The organism is Streptomyces sp. NPDC041108 (genome assembly GCF_055592645.1).
In genome coordinates this window covers 1-17,523 of sequence record NZ_JBVIYK010000015.1, presented here as the reverse complement: position 1 = coordinate 17,523, position 17,523 = coordinate 1, and the positions used below count along the sequence as shown (strand labels likewise).

At 72.8% G+C, this 17,523-nt stretch carries 14 protein-coding genes; 11 read left to right on the top strand and 3 right to left on the bottom strand.

Annotated features, from left to right (window positions below; genetic code table 11):
- The first annotated feature begins 46 nt into the window (after positions 1-46).
- Together ACZ6BB_RS32560 and ACZ6BB_RS32555 are read left to right on the top strand one after the other, a co-directional pair.
- Entirely contained in the window at positions 47-3,718 is a 3,672-nt protein-coding gene (locus ACZ6BB_RS32560; protein WP_471618711.1) for a glycosyltransferase family 2 protein, read from the top strand.
- Complete coding sequence (locus tag ACZ6BB_RS32555; protein WP_471618710.1) at positions 3,715-5,238, top strand: DUF5719 family protein; 1,524 nt, start codon at positions 3,715-3,717, stop codon at positions 5,236-5,238. The genes ACZ6BB_RS32560 and ACZ6BB_RS32555 overlap by 4 nt, the downstream gene beginning before the upstream one ends.
- A gap of 201 nt (positions 5,239-5,439) precedes the next feature.
- On the opposite strand, the gene ACZ6BB_RS32550 is transcribed toward ACZ6BB_RS32555, so the two are convergent.
- Complete coding sequence (locus tag ACZ6BB_RS32550; protein WP_471618831.1) at positions 5,440-5,895, bottom strand: metallopeptidase family protein; 456 nt, start codon at positions 5,893-5,895, stop codon at positions 5,440-5,442.
- A 359-nt stretch (positions 5,896-6,254) separates the two neighbouring features.
- Here ACZ6BB_RS32550 and ACZ6BB_RS32545 point away from each other — a divergent pair, with 359 nt between their 5' ends.
- The 8 genes from ACZ6BB_RS32545 (at position 6,255) to ACZ6BB_RS32510 (ending at position 14,821) form a co-directional block, all read left to right on the top strand.
- Positions 6,255-6,677: a DUF3499 domain-containing protein gene (locus tag ACZ6BB_RS32545; protein WP_059079841.1), complete on the top strand. Its 423-nt coding sequence runs from the start codon at positions 6,255-6,257 to the stop codon at positions 6,675-6,677.
- 204 nt (positions 6,678-6,881) lie between these two features.
- Positions 6,882-8,246 (top strand): phosphomannomutase/phosphoglucomutase, encoded by a 1,365-nt coding sequence (locus ACZ6BB_RS32540; protein WP_471618709.1) that lies wholly within the window; start codon positions 6,882-6,884, stop codon positions 8,244-8,246.
- A gap of 105 nt (positions 8,247-8,351) precedes the next feature.
- Positions 8,352-8,522, top strand: a complete 171-nt coding sequence (locus ACZ6BB_RS32535; RefSeq protein ID WP_005485663.1) for a Trm112 family protein — start codon at positions 8,352-8,354, stop codon at positions 8,520-8,522.
- Between the two features lie 108 nt (positions 8,523-8,630).
- A complete protein-coding gene (locus ACZ6BB_RS32530; protein ID WP_471618708.1) occupies positions 8,631-9,758 on the top strand; it encodes an SIS domain-containing protein in 1,128 nt (375 codons plus the stop codon).
- Positions 9,759-9,822: 64 nt separating this feature from the next.
- On the top strand, positions 9,823-10,974 hold the full coding sequence (gene manA, locus ACZ6BB_RS32525; RefSeq protein WP_471618707.1) for a mannose-6-phosphate isomerase, class I: 1,152 nt from the start codon (positions 9,823-9,825) through the stop codon (positions 10,972-10,974).
- 242 nt (positions 10,975-11,216) lie between these two features.
- Positions 11,217-12,194: a cation diffusion facilitator family transporter gene (locus tag ACZ6BB_RS32520; RefSeq protein WP_471618706.1), complete on the top strand. Its 978-nt coding sequence runs from the start codon at positions 11,217-11,219 to the stop codon at positions 12,192-12,194.
- A gap of 395 nt (positions 12,195-12,589) precedes the next feature.
- A complete protein-coding gene (ahcY, locus tag ACZ6BB_RS32515) occupies positions 12,590-14,047 on the top strand; it encodes an adenosylhomocysteinase (protein WP_471618705.1) in 1,458 nt (485 codons plus the stop codon).
- A gap of 159 nt (positions 14,048-14,206) precedes the next feature.
- Complete coding sequence (locus ACZ6BB_RS32510) at positions 14,207-14,821, top strand: hypothetical protein (protein WP_471618704.1); 615 nt, start codon at positions 14,207-14,209, stop codon at positions 14,819-14,821.
- A 43-nt stretch (positions 14,822-14,864) separates the two neighbouring features.
- Here ACZ6BB_RS32510 and ACZ6BB_RS32505 read toward each other — a convergent pair whose 3' ends face one another.
- On the bottom strand, positions 14,865-15,881 hold the full coding sequence (locus ACZ6BB_RS32505; protein ID WP_471618703.1) for an RDD family protein: 1,017 nt from the start codon (positions 15,879-15,881) through the stop codon (positions 14,865-14,867).
- 150 nt (positions 15,882-16,031) lie between these two features.
- Between ACZ6BB_RS32505 and ACZ6BB_RS32500 the strand changes: the two genes are divergently transcribed.
- On the top strand, positions 16,032-17,039 hold the full coding sequence (locus tag ACZ6BB_RS32500) for a stage II sporulation protein M (protein ID WP_471618702.1): 1,008 nt from the start codon (positions 16,032-16,034) through the stop codon (positions 17,037-17,039).
- Between the two features lie 258 nt (positions 17,040-17,297).
- On the opposite strand, the gene ACZ6BB_RS32495 is transcribed toward ACZ6BB_RS32500, so the two are convergent.
- The coding region (locus ACZ6BB_RS32495; protein WP_471618701.1) for a hypothetical protein at positions 17,298-17,523 on the bottom strand (226 nt) is incomplete at its 5' end.

Genomic DNA, 17,523 nt, shown 5'->3' with positions numbered 1-17,523 from the left:
GACACAGACGTCCACCGCAGTCCATCGAACCGGGGCCCGTACCTCGATGTCCGTGCACAGCCACACCTCAGCTCACCAGGACGCCGCTCCTGAGTTCCCACGCCATGTGGTGACCGCGGTCCTCGTCGCGCACGACGGCGCCCGCTGGCTGCCCGACGCGCTCGCCGGACTGCTCGGCCAGGAGCGCCCCGTGCAGAGCGCCATGGCGGCCGACACAGGCAGCGCGGACGACTCCGCCCAGCTCCTCTCCGACGCCCTCGGCGCGGACCGCGTCCTTCACCTCGCCCGGCGGACCGGTTTCGGCCAGGCCGTCGAGGAGGCCAACCGCACCGCGGGCGTGCTCACCGAGGACGACCTGGCGTACCTCAGACGCCCCAGCGGCTGGGACCCGGTGACCCGCAGCTGGCGCGACGACGCGTACGACATGCCGGAACTCCCGCACGGAGAGCCGGTCCAGTGGCTGTGGCTGCTGCACGACGACTGCGCCCCCGAGCCAGACGCCCTCGCCCAGCTGCTGCGGGCCGTGGAGAACGAACGCGAGCTGGGCCGCGACGACGTCGCCGTCGTCGGCCCCAAGCTGCGCGGCTGGTACGACCGCCGTCAGCTGCTGGAGGTCGGCGTCACCATCGCCAACTCCGGCCGCCGCTGGACCGGCCTGGACCGCCGCGAGCAGGACCAGGGCCAGCACGACCACGTCAAGCCCAGCCTCGCCGTGTCCACCGCCGGCATGCTGATCCGCCGCGACGTCTTCGAGGAACTGGGCGGCTTCGACCGCCGCCTGCCCCTCATGCGTGACGACATCGACCTGTGCTGGCGCGCGACCACCGCCGGACACCGCGTCCTCGTCGCCCCCGAAGCCGTCGTACGGCACGCCGAGGCCGCCTCGCGCGAGCGCCGCACCGTCGACTGCGTGGGCCGCAGCGCCGCCTCCCCGCACATGGTCGACAAGGCGGGCGCGATCTACACCCTCCTCGTCAACTCCCGTACCGCACAGCTCCCCTGGGTGCTGCTGCGCATCGTCCTCGGCACCCTGCTCAGGACCGTCGCGTACCTCGTCGGCAAGGTCCCCGGACAGGCCGTCGACGAGATCCGCGGACTGCTGAGCACATTGCTGCGGCCCGAGCGGATCATCGCCGGGCGCCGCGCACGAGGCCGCTCGCGGCTGGACAAGGGCGAGCTGCGCCCGCTGTTCCCGCCCCCGGGCGCGACCGTCCGGGCCACCGTCGAACAGGTCGCCGGCGACCTGTTCGGCAGCTCCGACGCCGAGACCTCCCAGGCCGGACGGCACGGCGGCGCGGTCGAGTCGGGTCCCGGGGACGACGACGCCGAATTCCTCCAGGTCGAGCGGTTCGCCCGGCTCAAGCGCGTCGCACGCGCACCCGGGCCCGTGCTGTTCGCGCTGCTGCTGCTCGCCTCGCTCCTCGCCTGCCGTGAACTGCTCGGCGGCGGCGCGCTCGCGGGCGGCACCCTGCTGCCCGCCCCCGCCGACTCCGCCGCGCTCTGGTCGCGCTACCTGGACGGCTGGCACCCGGTCGGCGCGGGCGGCTCCGAGGCCGCGCCGCCGTACCTGGCGATCGTGGCCATGCTCGGCTCCGTCCTGTTCGGCTCCGCCGGACTCGCGGTCACCGTGCTCCTGGTGGCGTCCGTGCCGCTGGCCGGCTTCACCGCGTACTTCGCCTCCCGCTCCCTGGTCGAGTCCCGGCTGCTGCGGGCCTGGGCCGCCGTCGTCTACGCCTTCCTCCCCGCCGTCACCGGCGCGCTCGCGACCGGCCGCATCGGCACCGCCGTCCTCGCGGTCCTGCTGCCGCTCGCCGCCCGCGCGGGCGCCGCGGCCGGCGGCCTCACCAACCGCACAGGGGCGCGCGGCACCTGGCGTGCCACCTGGGCGTACGCGCTGCTGCTGACGATCACCACCGCGTTCACGCCCGTCGTCTGGCCCATCGCGCTGCTCCTCGGCCTAGGGGTCCTCGTCGTGCGCCGCCGCGAGATCACCGCCTACGGCCCGCGCTTCGTCGCCCAGCTCGGCACCCCGCTGCTGATGCTCGCCCCCTGGTCGCTGACCCTGCTGCCGTTCGGCTTCTTCGAGGAGGCCGGTCTGGAGTACGTCGGGAGCCCGGCCTCGGCGACCGATCTGCTCGGCATCAGCCCCGGCGGGCCCGGCACGGTCGGCGGGCTGACCCTCGTCGGCGTCGTCCTCGCCGCGCTGGCCGCCCTGCTCCGCGCGGAGCGTCAGCCGGCGATCCGGACCGCCTGGACCGCCGCCCTGGTGGCCCTCGTCCTCGCGGTCCTCTCCAACGGCTCCACCTGGGCCGGCCCCTCGACCCTCGTCTACGGCATCGCCCTGCTCGCCGCCGCCACCCTCGGCGCCGACGGGGCCCGCCACCGGGTGGCCGAGCAGAGCTTCGGCTGGCGGCAGCCGGTCGCCGTGCTCATCGCGCTGGCCGCCGCCGTCGGCCCGCTGCTGGCCGCCGCGGGCTGGGTGCTCGGCGGCGCCGACGGCCCTCTGGAGCGCCGCGACCCCGTCCAGGTGCCCGCGTTCGTCGCCGAGGAGAGCGGCACCCGCGACCAGGCGCGCACCCTGGTCCTCGACAGCGACTCCACCGCCGAGGTCGGCTACACCCTGGTCCGCGGCTCCGGCGTCCGCCTCGGCGACGCCGAACTCACGGCCGCCGCGGGGGACAACGAGCAGCTCGACAAGGTCGTCGCCAACCTCGTCGCAGGCTCCGGCGCCGACCAGAGCGACGAACTCGGCGGCTTCGCCGTGCGCTACGTCCTCGTCCGCCCCGGCTCCCCCCGCGAGGTCAGCCGCGTCCTGGACGCCACGCCCGGCCTGAGCCGCCTCAGCCAGCAGGACGGCAGCGCCCTGTGGCGGGTGGACCGCCAGGTCTCCCGGGTCACCGTCGAGACCGGCTCCGGCGCCCCGAAGGCCGTCGCCGCGGGACCCGTCGAGGTGCACACCACCCTGCCGGCCGACGGCTCGGGCCGCGTCCTGCGCCTCGCCGACACCGCCGACGAGTCCTGGACCGCCACCCTCGACGGCAAGCCGCTCACCCCGACCACGGTCGACGGCTGGGCCCAGGGCTTCCGACTGCCCGTGGACGGCGGCCGGCTGGACGTCACCTTCGACGCCCCCGTCAGCCACACCGGCTGGCTGTGGGCCCAGGGCGCGCTCGCCGTCATCCTCGTGGTCCTCGCCCTGCCGGGCCGCCGCCGGGACGTCGACGACGACCTCCCCGACGAGCCCGTCGCCGTCCCCGCCCAGGACGTCACCGGCGACGGCCGCCGCGCCCGCCGCCTGCGCGCCCAGGCCGAGGCCGAGGCCGACCAGCCCACCGACCCGGACCTGCCCGTCCCTCCGCAGGAGGTGCCGGTCGCCGCTCCCGTCCCGCAGCAGCAGTCGTACGGGATGGGGGTTCCCCCGGGCGAGGATGTTCGAGCCTGGGGGAGGGACACCGAGGCCCAGGCGGACGCGGGCGCCGGATATGGGCAGTACGACCAGCAGTACCAGGGCGCCCAGCAGCAGTACCCGGCGGGCGCGTACGACCAGCAGCACTATCAGTCCGACCCCTACCAGGGCGGCCAGTACGACCCGTACGCCTCCTACGGGGGCACCACGGCCTCGTACGACCAGACGTACACCCAGGGCTACGACGCGACGTACGACCCGTCGCACGGCACCGGCGCCGACAGCGAGCGCCGCGACGGGAGCCAGCAGTGAACCGCCAGACCCTGTCCCTGATCGCCGGCGCGACCGCCCTCGCCGCCGTCACCGGCTTCGCCGTGATCAGCGGCCCCGACACCGCCGGCGGTGACACCACCGCGAAGGCGGCCGCCCAACTGCCCGTGCAGCGCACCAGCCTGCTCTGCCCGCAGCCGAGCACCTCGGACCTGGCGGAGACCGCGTACACGTCCTTCACTCCCGTCACGAAGGACACCGGCGGCGAAGGCGGCGCCGAACTCGTCGCGGCGGGCGGGCAGTCGACGGACGCGGGCGACAAGGACGGCAAGGGCGACAAGGACGGCAAGGACGGCAAGGGCAGGACCGCCAAGCCCGTCATCGAGGCCAAGGAGCCCGGCAGGCCCGTCACCGGCAGCACCGACGGCGGCGACTCCCCCGCGCTGCTCGGTACGGCCGAGGGGAAGTTCGCCCCCGGCTGGACGGTCCAGGAGACCACCGAGGTCGCCGCGGGCACCGGCCGCGGCCTGCTCGGCGTCAACTGCGCGGCCCCGGACACGGAGTTCTGGTTCCCGGGCGCCAGCACGGCCGCGGGCCGCACCGACTACGTCCACCTCGTCAACCCGGACGACTCGGCGGCCGTCGTCGACATCGAGCTGTACGGGAAGGACGGCGTCCTGAAGTCGACGGTGGGGGACGGCATCACGGTCCAGCCGCGCGCCTCCGAGCCGGTCCTGCTGTCGACGCTCTCGGCGGTGAAGGAGGCCGACCTCACGGTCCACGTCAGCGTCCGCAGCGGCCGGGTCGCCGCCGCCCTCCAGGCCCTCGACGACAAGCTGGGCGGCGACTGGCTCGGCACCGCGGCCGACCCGGCCGGCAGCCTCGTCCTCCCCGGCATCCCGAAGGACGCGACCTCCGTGACCCTCGTGGCCTTCGCCCCCGGCGACACGGACGCCGACCTGAAGCTCCGCCTCGCCTCGCCGAACGGTCCGATCACCCCGGCCGGCAACGAGACGCTCCACATCAAGGCGGGCATGACCGCCACGGCCGACCTGGGCGAGATCACCCGTGGCGAGGAGGGCTCCCTCTTCCTCGCCCCCACCGGGCGGCCGGTCCCGGTGGTGGCCGCCCTCCGGGTGGTCCGCGGCAAGGGCGACAACCGGGAGACCGCCTTCATCCCGGCGACCCGTCCGGTCGGCGCGCGCGCCACGGTCGCCGACAACCGCGCCAAGGGCACGACCCTCGCCCTCACCGCCCCGACCGGCACGGCGAAGGTCAAGGTCACCGCATCCGCCGGCAGCGGCGGCGGCGAGGCCACGACCAAGACCTTCACGATCAAGGCGGGCACCACCCAGCACGTGGACATGCCGGCCCCGAGCGGCCTCAAGGGCACCTACGCCCTCACCGTCGAATCCACGTCCGGCGCCCCCGTCTACGCCTCCCGCACCCTCGAATCCAAGCTGGACACGGTCCCCGCCTTCACGATCCAGACCCTCCCGGACGACCGGGGAACGGTGGCGGTCCCGAAGGCGCGACAGGACCTGTCGATCCTGCAGAGGTAGTACCCGGAAGGGTGGAGAAGCAGGGAGGAAGCCCCTGCTTCTCCAGGGGCGCGGGGAACTGCGCGAACAGCCCCCGCCGGCCCCGCGGACGGGGATCGAAGCGGCGCAGCCCCTGGCCAGGGACCGCCAGGGGCAGACACGGACCCGGGCAGGGGCCCGCGGGGGCGGCGGGGGTGGAACCCCCCGGCACATCCCTCCGCGTCAGTCCTCCCCGTACCGGGGGTCCACGGTCTCCGGATTGAGCCCCAGCAGCTCGGCCACCTGCTCCACCACGACCTCGTGCACCAGCGCGGCCCGCTCGTCGCGCCCCTTGGTGCGGATCTCCACCGGCCGCCTGTAGATCACGACCCGGGCCGGCCGCCCCTCCCGCGCCGCGACGGTCCCCCCGAGCGGCACGGCCTCGTCGTTCCACGCCCCGTCCCCGGGCCCGTCGAGCCGAGGCACCTCCAGCACGAGGAAGTCGATGTCCGCCAGCTGCGGCAACCGCCGCTCCAGCCGCTCCACGGAGTCCTGCACCAGATCCGCGAACACCTCCGCGCGACTCGCCGCGAGCGGTACCTGGGGCGGCGCGATGGGCCCGCGCATCCCCCTGCCGTGCCGGTCTCGGCGGCGGGGCCCGGGTGCGAAGGCGGCGCGGGGCGGTACGAGGTCGTCCATCACCTGTGAAGCGTAATCCCCGGGAGGCCCGGCCGCCCGGCTCCACGCCCCCGGCGCCGCCACCGGCCCGCCGCCGCTGACCTGGCACGGCCGGCTCGGCCCGTCCAACCGGCTCGCCGCGCGACGGTCTTCCGAGGGTTGTCGGCCGTGTCGGAGGTTGACCATTCCAGCCAAGGTTGGGCTCGATTCCGTATCTCTACGAGACCGGTGAACTCGCACCAATTGGCATGGTTTGTACGTAGACTTGACCGCGTTCCGCGCTGTTCGGCATCCCGGACGAGGGGTTACTCGCAGGTCAACGTGCCGGGTTCGGAGGGGGGTGTGGGGCGTTTCACAGCACGACACGGTGGAGTGACCTGGTGGAGAGTCGTCGCGGCCCGCTCAAGAGTGCGGTACCGTCCAACATCGTGAGCCCTGTACGTCGCTGTTCGCGCACCGCTTGCGGCCGCCCCGCCGTCGCGACGCTGACGTACGTCTACGCCGACTCGACCGCGGTCCTCGGCCCCCTCGCCACCTACGCCGAACCCCACTGCTACGACCTGTGCGCCGAGCACTCCGAGCGCCTCACCGCGCCGCGCGGCTGGGAGGTCGTACGGCTACTGGACGCCTCGGCGCCCGCGCGCCCCAGCGGTGACGACCTGGAAGCGCTCGCCAACGCCGTGCGCGAGGCGGCCCGCCCGCAGCAGCGCGCCGCGGAGGCCGGTGGCGGTCCCCGCACGGCGGACCCGATGGAGGTCGCCCGCCGTGGCCACCTCCGGGTACTGCGCTCCCCCGACAACTGAGCACCCTCTTCTCCGCCAACAGGCGCCCTGAGCAAGGCCGTTGCCGTCCCCGTCGACACACGTCGCGGGGTCGCCGTTCCCGCGTCCGGCCCGCCCCGTCCGCCGACGGGCCGTGCGGCCGGGTGTTCCCGGAGGTCACCCGGCCCACCGGCGGCGCCGCCGGGTAGTTTGGGTGGCCGGTGAGGACTTATGGAGGAGGTGCCCGTGGCTGCTGATCTGTCGACGATCGTGAAGGCGTACGACGTGCGCGGGGTGGTCCCGGACCAGTGGGACGAGACCCTGGCCGAACTCTTCGGGGCGGCCTTCGCGCGGGTGACCGGCGCGGACGCCATCGTGACCGGCCATGACATGCGCCCCTCCTCGCCCGGCCTGTCACGTGCCTTCGCGCGCGGTGCGGCCGCGCTCGGCGTGGACGTGACCGAGATCGGCCTCTGCTCGACCGACCAGCTGTACTACGCGTCCGGCGCGCTGAACCTGCCCGGCGCGATGTTCACGGCCTCCCACAACCCGGCTCGGTACAACGGCATCAAGATGTGCCGTGCGGGCGCCGCCCCCGTCGGTCAGGACACCGGCCTCACCGAGATCCGCGAACTGGCGGAGCGCTGGAGCGAGTCGGGCGCGCCGGCCCCGGCCGCCACGCGGGGCACGATCACCCGGCGGGACACGCTGGAGGACTACGCGGCGCACCTGCTCGGCCTCGTCGACCTGACCTCCGTCCGCCCGCTGAAGGTCGTCGTCGACGCGGGCAACGGCATGGGCGGCCACACCGTCCCCACGGTCTTCGCCGGGCTGCCCCTCGACCTCGTCCCGCTGTACTTCGAGCTGGACGGAACCTTCCCCAACCACGAGGCCAACCCCCTCGACCCGGCGAACCTCGTCGATCTCCAGAAGCGGGTCCGCGAGGAGGGCGCCGACCTCGGCATCGCCTTCGACGGCGACGCCGACCGCTGCTTCGTCGTCGACGAGCAGGGCAGTCCCGTCCCGCCCTCCGCGATCACCGCCCTGGTCGCCGCGCGGGAACTCGCCAGACACGGCGGCAAGGGCACGGTCATCCACAACCTGATCACCTCCTGGTCCGTCCCCGAGGTGGTGCGCGAGAACGGCGGCACGCCGGTGCGCACCCGCGTCGGCCACTCGTTCATCAAGGCCGAGATGGCCAGAACCGGTGCGATCTTCGGCGGCGAGCACTCCGCCCACTACTACTTCGCCGACTTCTGGAACGCCGACACCGGCATGCTGGCCGCCCTCCACGTCCTCGCCGCCCTCGGCGGCCAGGACGGCCCGCTCTCCGCCCTCGTCGCCCAGTACGACCGCTACGCCGGCTCCGGCGAGATCAACTCCACGGTCGCCGACCAGGCGGACCGCCTGGCCGCGGTGCGCACCGCCTACGGGGACCGGGAGGACGTCACCCTGGACGACCTCGACGGCCTCACCGTCTCGGCCGCCGACTGGTGGTTCAACGTCCGCCCCTCCAACACGGAACCGCTGCTGAGGCTGAACGCGGAGGCGAGGGACGAGGCGACGATGGCGAAGATCCGTGACGAGGTCCTGGGGATCATCAGGGCGTGAGCGCCGGCCGGCGGCGCCAGGCGGCCCCAACCCCGACGCCGACCCCCGCGCGGCGGTACTCTGACCAGGCCGCACCGCACGAATCCGCCCCCGAAGGGACCCGACATGCCGCTCGAAGCCGGCCTCCTGGAGATCCTCGCCTGCCCGGCGTGCCACGCCCCCCTCACGGAGGAGGACACCGAGCTGACCTGCACGAGCCAGGACTGCGGCCTCGCCTACCCGATCCGGGACGGCATCCCCGTACTCCTCGTCGACGAGGCCCGCCGCCCCGCGTGACCCGCGCGATCAGGCTCTCGCACGAGGCGTGACCCGCACGAGCCGGGAAACCCGGCGAACAGGCGACAAGGCGTACCCGGGCACCCGGCGAATCGGAGGCTGCCGCCCATGCTGGACGAATCGCTGCTAGACACCCCCGAAGCCCTGTCGGAGGCCGACCGCCGCGACCTGCTGCGCGGCGCCGCCGAGGCAGGCGCCCGGGTCCGTACGGCCATCCGGCTCGGCGTCGAGGCAGGCATCCCGCAGCTGAAACCGGACGGGCGTCCTCGCGCCCTCCTGGTCGCGGGCCCCGGCATTGCGTCCGCGGGCGTCGCCGACCTGCTCGGCGCCCTCGCGGGGGCCAACTGCCCCCTCACCCGTCTCCATCCCACCGGTGTCGCCCCCGCCGCGGGCGCCCTCCGCTGGGAACTGCCCGGCTGGGCGGGCCCGGTCGACCTCCTCCTGATCGCCACCGCGGACGGCAGCGAGCCCGGCCTCTCCCTCCTCGTCGACCAGGCGTACCGCCGAGGCAGCACGGTGGTCGCCGTGGCCCCGGCCCGCACCCCCGTCGCCGAGGCGATGGAACGCGCCCACGGCCTCTTCGTACCGATGGCCACCAGTCCGTACGAGCAGGAGGTGCCGCTCGGCGCCGCCGCCCCCGGCGTCCTGTGGGCCCTGCTCACGCCGATGCTCGCGCTGCTGGACCGCACCGGTGTGGTCACCGCCCCGCCCGACGCCCTCCAGAAGGTCGCCGACCGCCTCGACCAGGTCGCCGAGCGCTGCGGCCCGGCCATCGCCACCTACGGCAACCCGGCCAAGACGCTCGCCGCCGAGCTGGCCGACTCGCTCCCGCTGATCTGGACCGAGGGCCAGGCGGCGGGACCCGTGGGCCGCCGCTTCGCCTCCGCGCTCGCCGATCTCGCGGGCCGCCCGGCGCTCGCCGCCCAGCTCCCGGAGGCCCTCGCCGCCCACACGGTGCTGCTCAGCGGCCCGCTCGCCGCGAACGCCGACCCCGACGACTTCTTCCGCGACCGCGTCGAGGACGCACCCGTCATGCACGCGCGCGTGGTGCTGCTCCGCGACCGTCCGACCGGTGGGCTGAGCGCCGTCCCGGCCGCCCGCGAGCTGGCCCTCGGCCACGACACCGCGATCAGCGAGCTGGAACCGGAGGAGGGCAGCGACCTGGAGACCCTCGCGGAGATGATCGCCATCACGGATTTCACCGCCGTTTACCTGTCGCTCGCCTCCGGAGCCTGATCCTTACCGCAGCCCGGCCCCGGCCGGGCCCCGCAGGCTCCCCACGTACGGAGAAACTCACAGCATGGACCGCCTCGACAACACCGTCCGCCCCTACGCCTGGGGTTCGACCACGGCCATCCCGCAGCTCCTCGGCGTGGCGCCCACCGGCGAGCCGCAGGCGGAGATGTGGATGGGGGCCCACCCCGGCGCCCCCTCCCGCACCGGGCGCGGACCCCTCACCGAGGTGATCGACGCGGCCCCGGAACGCGAGCTGGGGTCCCGGGCGGTCGCCAGATTCGGCCCCCGCCTCCCGTTCCTCCTCAAGCTCCTCGCCGCCGGCGCCCCCCTCTCCCTCCAGGTCCACCCCGACCTCGCACGGGCCCGGGAGGGGTACGAGGACGAGGAGCGGCGCGGCATCCCGATCGACGCCGGCCACCGCAACTACAAGGACGCCAACCACAAGCCCGAACTCATCTGCGCCCTCACGGAGTTCGACGGCCTGTGCGGCTTCCGTGACCCGCTGCAGGCCGCCGACCTGCTCGCCGGTCTCGACGTCGACTCCCTCAAGCCGTACGTCGACCTCCTGCACGCCCAGCCCGAAGAGGCCGCGCTGCGCGAGGTGTTGACCGCGATCCTGGGCGCCGACCCCGAGGAGACGGCCCACACGGTCACCGAGGCCGCGGCCGCCTGCGCCCGCCTCGGCGGCGCGTACGCCCCGTACGCCGACATCGCCCACCACTACCCGGGCGACCCCGGCGTCCTCGCCGCCATGCTCCTCAACCACGTGACCCTGCAGCCCGGCGAGGCCCTGTTCCTCGGCGCCGGCATCCCGCACGCCTACCTGAACGGCCTCGGCGTCGAGATCATGGCCAACTCCGACAACGTCCTGCGCTGCGGCCTGACCCCCAAGCACGTCGACGTCCCCGAACTCCTGCGCGTCGTCCGCTTCGAGGCGACCGACCCCGGCGTCCTGCGTCCCGAGGCGTCCCCCGACGGCGAGGAGCTCTACGAGACCCCCATCGACGAGTTCCGCCTCTCCCGCTATGTCCTGCCCGAGGCCACCGCCCCGCACGACCTCACCCGCGCCACCCCGCAGATCCTCCTCTGCACGGCCGGGTCGGTCCGCGCGGGCGGACACACGCTCGCCCCCGGCGAGTCCGTCTTCGTACCGGCGGACGAGAAGGCGGAGGTGTCCGGACCGGGCACCCTGTTCCGCGCCACCGTCGTCGCCTGAGCGGCACCGAACCGTCCGAGCGGCACTGCACCGTCCGAGCGGCACCGCACCGTCCGAGCGGGGTGAACCGTCCGAGCGGGGTGAACCCGTGCCGAATCCACGGCCCGGCGCGCCGACGCCGGGCCGGGCTGCAACAATGCCCCCTGCAAAAGGCGGGCAAAGCCCGGCCGGTGACGGACGGAAGCGTGGGTACCCATGTCCACGCACGGACACACGCGTAGGCGAAGGGACACCTCGGACACATGAGCGCGTCAGGCGGCACCAAGGCGATCGTGGCGGCACTCGCCGCCAACCTCGCGATCGCGGCAGCGAAGTTCGTGGCGTTCGTCTTCAGTGGCTCGTCATCGATGCTCGCGGAGTCGGTGCACTCCCTGGCCGACTCCGGCAACCAGGGGCTGCTCCTCCTCGGCGGCAAGAAGGCCAAGCGCGAGGCGACCCCGCAACACCCCTTCGGCTACGGCCGCGAACGCTACATCTACGCCTTCCTCGTCTCCATCGTCCTCTTCTCCGTCGGCGGCATGTTCGCCATCTACGAGGGCTACGAGAAGATCAAGGACCCGCACGAGATCGAGCACTGGTACTGGCCGGTCGGCGTCCTCGTCTTCGCGATCATCGCCGAGACCTTCTCCTTCCGGACCGCCATCAAGGAGTCCAACGGACTGCGCGGCAGCAAGTCCTGGACCGAGTTCGTCCGTCACGCCAAGGCTCCCGAGCTGCCCGTCGTCCTGCTGGAGGACCTCGGCGCCCTCGTCGGCCTGGTCCTCGCGCTCGGCGGCGTCGGCCTCGCCCTGCTCACCGGCGACGGGGTCTGGGACGGCATCGGCACCCTCTGCATCGGTGTCCTGCTCATCCTGATCGCGATCATCCTCGCCGCCGAGACCAAGTCCCTGCTCCTCGGCGAGGCCGCCGGCGCGGAGCAGGTCAGGAAGATCGAGGCCGCGATCGTCGACGGCGACACCGTCCCCGCCATCATCCACATGCGCACGCTCCACCTCGGCCCCGAGGAACTGCTGGTCGCCGCCAAGATCGCCGTCCGGCACGACGAGACGGCCACCGAGGTCGCCCACGCGATCGACGCCGCCGAGGCCCGCATCCGCGAGGCCGTCCCGATCGCCCGCGTCATCTACCTCGAACCCGACATCTACAGCGAGACCGAGGCCGCTCGGGGCGCGGACCCCGAGGCCGCCCCCGGTGGCCCGGCCCCCACCGCCGGACACTGACCCACCGGCCACACCGGCCGGCAGACAATGGGAAGGGCCCGTCGCGCACGCGCGCGACGGGCCCTTCCCGTCCCCGGCCCCACCCCACCCGGGGCTCGGCGGACGAGGACCTCGGCCCCGGACGCCGCCGGTGCCGACCCCGGCTTCGGCTCAATCCGTACCCGGGCGGACTGGGGCAGGCAGGGCCGACCGGTGTAGCTTGGGACGGAGCCAGACGTCGCTGCTGATGGCGGTCGGGCGGTCCCACCGAGGACCGGCCGAGGGAGAGAGGGCCTCCGACGGACTGCGCTGCGCGCACGCGGGCATCCCTGTGTCCTCTTCGGGGCACCCCTGTGTCCGCCGCCGCGCAGACCAGCCCTGACCACCCTCGACCCGAAACCGAGGAGCAGCTCTTCATGACGACTGTCGACAACCGGCAGGACTTCAAGGTCGCCGATCTCTCCCTGGCCGCGTTCGGCCGCAAGGAGATCACCCTCGCCGAGCACGAGATGCCCGGCCTGATGGCGATCCGCAAGGAGTACGCCGAGGCACAGCCTCTCGCCGGTGCCCGCGTCACCGGCTCTCTGCACATGACCGTGCAGACCGCCGTCCTCATCGAGACCCTGGTCGCCCTCGGCGCCCGGGTCCGCTGGGCCTCCTGCAACATCTTCTCCACCCAGGACCACGCCGCCGCCGCGATCGCGGTCGGCCCGAACGGCACCGTGGACAACCCCCAGGGCGTCCCGGTCTTCGCCTGGAAGGGCGAGACCCTGGAGGAGTACTGGTGGTGCACCGAGCAGGCGCTGACCTGGCCGGACAGCCCCACCGGCGGCCCCAACATGATCCTCGACGACGGCGGTGACGCCACGCTCCTCGTCCACAAGGGCGTCGAGTACGAGAAGGACGGCAAGGTTCCCGCCGTCGACACCGCCGAGAACGAGGAGCACCGCGTCATCCTCGAACTCCTCAACCGCACCATCACCGAGGGCTCCCAGAAGTGGACCCAGCTCGCCTCGGAGATCCGCGGCGTGACCGAGGAGACCACGACCGGCGTCCACCGCCTGTACGAGATGCAGCGTGACGGCGTCCTGCTGTTCCCGGCGATCAACGTGAACGACGCCGTGACGAAGTCGAAGTTCGACAACAAGTACGGCTGCCGCCACTCCCTGATCGACGGCATCAACCGCGCCACCGACGTCCTCATCGGTGGCAAGACCGCCGTCGTGTTCGGCTACGGCGACGTGGGCAAGGGATGCGCGGAGTCCCTGCGCGGACAGGGCGCCCGCGTCATCGTCACCGAGATCGACCCGATCTGCGCGCTGCAGGCGGCGATGGACGGCTACCAGGTCACGACCCTCGACGAGGTCGTCGAGACGGCCGACATCTTCATCACCACGACCGGCAACAAGGACATCATCATGGCCTCGGACATGGCCAGGATGAAGCACCAGGCGATCGTGGGGAACATCGGTCACTTCGACAACGAGATCGACATGGCCGGCCTCGCCAAGGTCCCGGGCATCGTCAAGGACGAGGTCAAGCCGCAGGTCCACACGTGGACCTTCCCCGACGGCAAGGTCCTCATCGTCCTGTCCGAAGGCCGCCTGCTGAACCTGGGCAACGCCACCGGTCACCCGTCGTTCGTGATGTCCAACTCCTTCGCGGACCAGACCCTGGCCCAGATCGAGCTGTTCACCAAGCAGTCCGAGTACCCCACCGGGGTCTACACGCTGCCCAAGCACCTCGACGAGAAGGTCGCCCGGCTGCACCTCGCCGCGCTCGGCGTGAAGCTCACCACGCTCCGCCCCGAGCAGGCCTCGTACATCGGCGTGAACGTCGAGGGCCCGTACAAGGCGGATCACTACCGCTACTGATCCGCCCGACGACGGGTGCGTCCGCGCACGGACGTACATGGACGCACCCGTCCCGGCAGAAGCTCCCAGGCAGGCCCCCGCACCCCCGTGCCGGGGGCCTGCCCGTTCGGCCCGTGCCCCGCACCGGACCGGGCCGACCCGTCAAGACCCAGGACCCTCATGCCCCGCGGCCGGTATTCGCTTCACGACCCGCACGACCACACCCCCCTCGCCGAAGAACACTTCCACTGCGCGCCCGGCCCGTCCGGCTGGCGCTATGTCTCCCAACGGACCACCCCGTCCGGTGATCACGCCGGATCCGTCGACCTCGCCCTCGACGAACTCGGCCGCCCCATCCGCCTCGAACTGCACGCCGCGAGCTGGCAGGTCCGCGGCGCCGCCCTCGACGGCGTCACCTGGGTCCGTACCGACCCCACGGGCACCGAGGCCACCGAAGGCAACGTCCGCGCCCACGCCTTCACCGGAACCTCCCCCGCCTTCCTGATCGCCACCGCCCGCCTCCTGCGCCTCACCCCCTCCGCGCCCGCCACGCGCCTACGCCTCGTGGCCTTCACCGACCCGGTCCTGGCCCCCCGCACCCTGGACCAGTCCTGGGCGCTGATCGAAAGAGAAGCACACGCCACTGACAACGGCCCCCTGACCGTGGACACCTACCAGGTCACAGCCCTGGACACGGGCGAGCAGCACACCGTCCACCTCGCCGGCGACGTCGTCCTCGCGGCCCCCGGGATCGAGCTGGAACACCTGGAGACACCGCCGTCGACGTTCGACTGAGAGCGCCGCGCGGCCGACAGCGGAACGGCGCTCGGGGGAGGACTCACGCGGGCGGCGCGAACCCGGTGCCGGGCCGTTCGGCAGGCGGTGACTGCGGTGACTGCGGTGTCTCGGGGGTCTGCGGTACGTGGTGGGGCGGCTGCGACGGGTTCGACGCGTGTGGCCGGGGGGCCGCCGGTGCCGCAGAAGCGGTCGTGCCGGGGCTCACGTACCCCCCGGGCGCCGCGTACGCCGGAGCGACCGCGGGAGTCCCCGGCTCACCCCAGCCGGGCCCACCGGCCGGCGCCCCCGGCACGCCCGCCGTCCCGGCCGTGCCCGCGAACGCCTGCCGAGCCTCCCGCGCCTGCCGCTCGTGGACCACGGCCGCCAGATACGCGCCCGGCGGCACCCCGTACGGCGGCGGAGCCCCCGTACGCGCCGCGAGGTCCGTGGCGAGACGTTCCGCCATGGCCGCGCCGACGTGCGGGTCCAGCTGCCGCATCCGCGTGAGGTACTGGCGGACGGCCAGCCACAGCCCGTCGGGAACGGCGGACAGGTCGAGTTCGGAGAACCGCCCCACCAGCCAGGGCGGTGGCGGAGGCACGAACGCCGTCTGCCCGGCCGGTACGCGCTCCCGCACCACCAGCGTCCCCGCGAACACGTCACCCAGCCGCCGGCCCCGCGCCGACACGAGCGAGGCGATGCACGCGACGACCCCGAACGTCATCAGGATCTCGACCACCCCGACCGCACCGCGCACCAGTGCGTGCCGGAACCGGATCGGTCCCCCGTCGTCCCGCACCACCCGCAGCCCGCACGCCAGCTTCCCCAGCGAACGCCCATGGCTCAGCGTCTCCACCGCGATCGGCCCACCCACCAGGACGAGCAGGAAGCTCGCGATGGATATCGCCATCTGGGCGGCCTCGTCGAGGCCGGCCGTCGACAGCACCAGGACCAGGACCACCGCCAGATACACGACCACGGCCACGACCAGGTCGAGCAGCACGGCCAGCGCCCGGCTCGGCAGCTTCGCGGGACGCAGCTCCAGAGCCACCGCCTCGCCCGTCACCAGCTCACTCACACCCGTAGTCCTTCCGGTTTCCTGCCCTGACCTGCCCCGAGAGTGGCCAGTCTGCCAAGCTGAGGACAGATCGCGCCGCAGTACGACCAGTGAGACCAGTACGACAAGCCGACACGCGGTTTTGCAGAGGGACGAGGAGCAGCACACCCGATGGACCTCGACGTCTTCGTGTCCGCCCATCGTGCCGAGTGGGACCGCCTCGACGCCCTGCTCCGCCGCCAGCGCCGGCTCGACGGCGCCGAGGTCGACGAACTCGTCGCCCTCTACCAGCGCACGGCCACCCACCTCTCGCTGATCCAGTCGAGCGCACCCGACCCCCAGCTGACCGGACGTCTCAGCCGACTGGTGGCACGCGCGCGGAGCGCGGTGACAGGCAACCGGCGGGCCTCCTGGCGCGACGTCACCCGATTCCTGACCCACCACTTCCCCGCCGCGGTCTACCGCTCCCGGCACTGGTGGGTCCCCACCGCCCTGCTCTCCACACTCGTCGCCGCGCTCCTCGGCTGGTGGATCGGCGCCCATCCGGAGGTCCAGGCATCCCTCGCGGCTCCCGACGCCCTGCGGGAGATGACCCGCCCCGGCGGCCAGTACGAGACGTACTACTCCAGCCATCCCGCCGCGTCCTTCGCGGCCCAGGTATGGACGAACAACGCCCAGGCCGCAGCGATGTGCCTGGTCCTGGGCATCTTCCTGGGCCTGCCGGTCCTCTGGATCCTGCTCCTGAACATGCTGAACCTGGGTGTGGGCATCGGCCTGATGGCCTCGGCCGGCCGACTCGACGTCTTCCTCGGCCTGATCCTTCCGCACGGCCTCCTGGAACTGACCGCCGTCTTCGTGGCCGCCGGCACCGGCCTGCGTCTCGGCTGGACCGTCATCGACCCGGGCCCCCGCACCCGGCGCGTGGCCCTGGCCGAGGAGGGCCGAGCCGCCCTGGGCATGGCGATAGGCCTGGCGCTGGTCCTGTTCGTGTCCGGTGCCATCGAAGGCTTCGTCACCCCCTCCGGCCTGCCCACCTGGGCTCGCATCAGCATCGGCGTCCTCGCCGAACTCGCCTTCCTGGCCTACGTCTATGTCCTGGGCGGACGTGCCGTCCGCGCCGGTGACACGGGCGATGTGGAGGAGCACGAACGCAGCGCCACGGTCCCCACGGCAGCCTGATGTGCGTCCACCCCTGCCGGGCTGTTAGTCTCCTCGTCGTTCCCACAAGAGCCGTTGACACGGTGCGTGTGGGGAGGTAGATTAGAACAGTTGCCTAGAGGTGGATATACCCCAGGGCGCAGGGAAAATCTATCGGCCGCTCGTGAAAGTAAATTCCCGAGTGAGCCCACCCGATGATTCGGAACGAACGGCCGGCCAGTCCGGTCAAAAACTTCTGATAAAGTCGGACTCGCCGAAAGAAAGCCGCAAGGCAATCAATTAGGCAAGGCCCTCCAGCGGCCACCGGGAATGAATTCCGACCGGAAACGGAACGGAAAACGGATCTGGTAAGGTTGGAAACGCAAGACCGAAGGGAAACTGCCCGGAGGAAAGCCTGAGAAGAAGTTCTTGGGTGAGTACAAAGGAAGCGTCCGTTCCTTGAGAACTCAACAGCGTGCCAAAAATCAACGCCAGATATGTTGATACCCCGTCTGCCGGACATTGT

Excerpts from the sequence above, each read along its gene's own strand:
- ACZ6BB_RS32550 (WP_471618831.1), bottom strand. The coding sequence starts at position 5,895 with ATGGACGACCTCGTACCGCCCCGCGCCGCCTTCGCACCCGGGCCCCGC.
- ACZ6BB_RS32520 (WP_471618706.1), top strand. The coding sequence starts at position 11,217 with ATGAGCGCGTCAGGCGGCACCAAGGCGATCGTGGCGGCACTCGCCGCC.
- ACZ6BB_RS32560 (WP_471618711.1), top strand. The coding sequence starts at position 47 with ATGTCCGTGCACAGCCACACCTCAGCTCACCAGGACGCCGCTCCTGAG.
- ACZ6BB_RS32530 (WP_471618708.1), top strand. The coding sequence starts at position 8,631 with ATGCTGGACGAATCGCTGCTAGACACCCCCGAAGCCCTGTCGGAGGCC.
- ACZ6BB_RS32500 (WP_471618702.1), top strand. The coding sequence starts at position 16,032 with ATGGACCTCGACGTCTTCGTGTCCGCCCATCGTGCCGAGTGGGACCGC.
- ACZ6BB_RS32510 (WP_471618704.1), top strand. The coding sequence starts at position 14,207 with ATGCCCCGCGGCCGGTATTCGCTTCACGACCCGCACGACCACACCCCC.
- ACZ6BB_RS32535 (WP_005485663.1), top strand. The coding sequence starts at position 8,352 with ATGCCGCTCGAAGCCGGCCTCCTGGAGATCCTCGCCTGCCCGGCGTGC.
- ahcY (WP_471618705.1), top strand. The coding sequence starts at position 12,590 with ATGACGACTGTCGACAACCGGCAGGACTTCAAGGTCGCCGATCTCTCC.
- manA (WP_471618707.1), top strand. The coding sequence starts at position 9,823 with ATGGACCGCCTCGACAACACCGTCCGCCCCTACGCCTGGGGTTCGACC.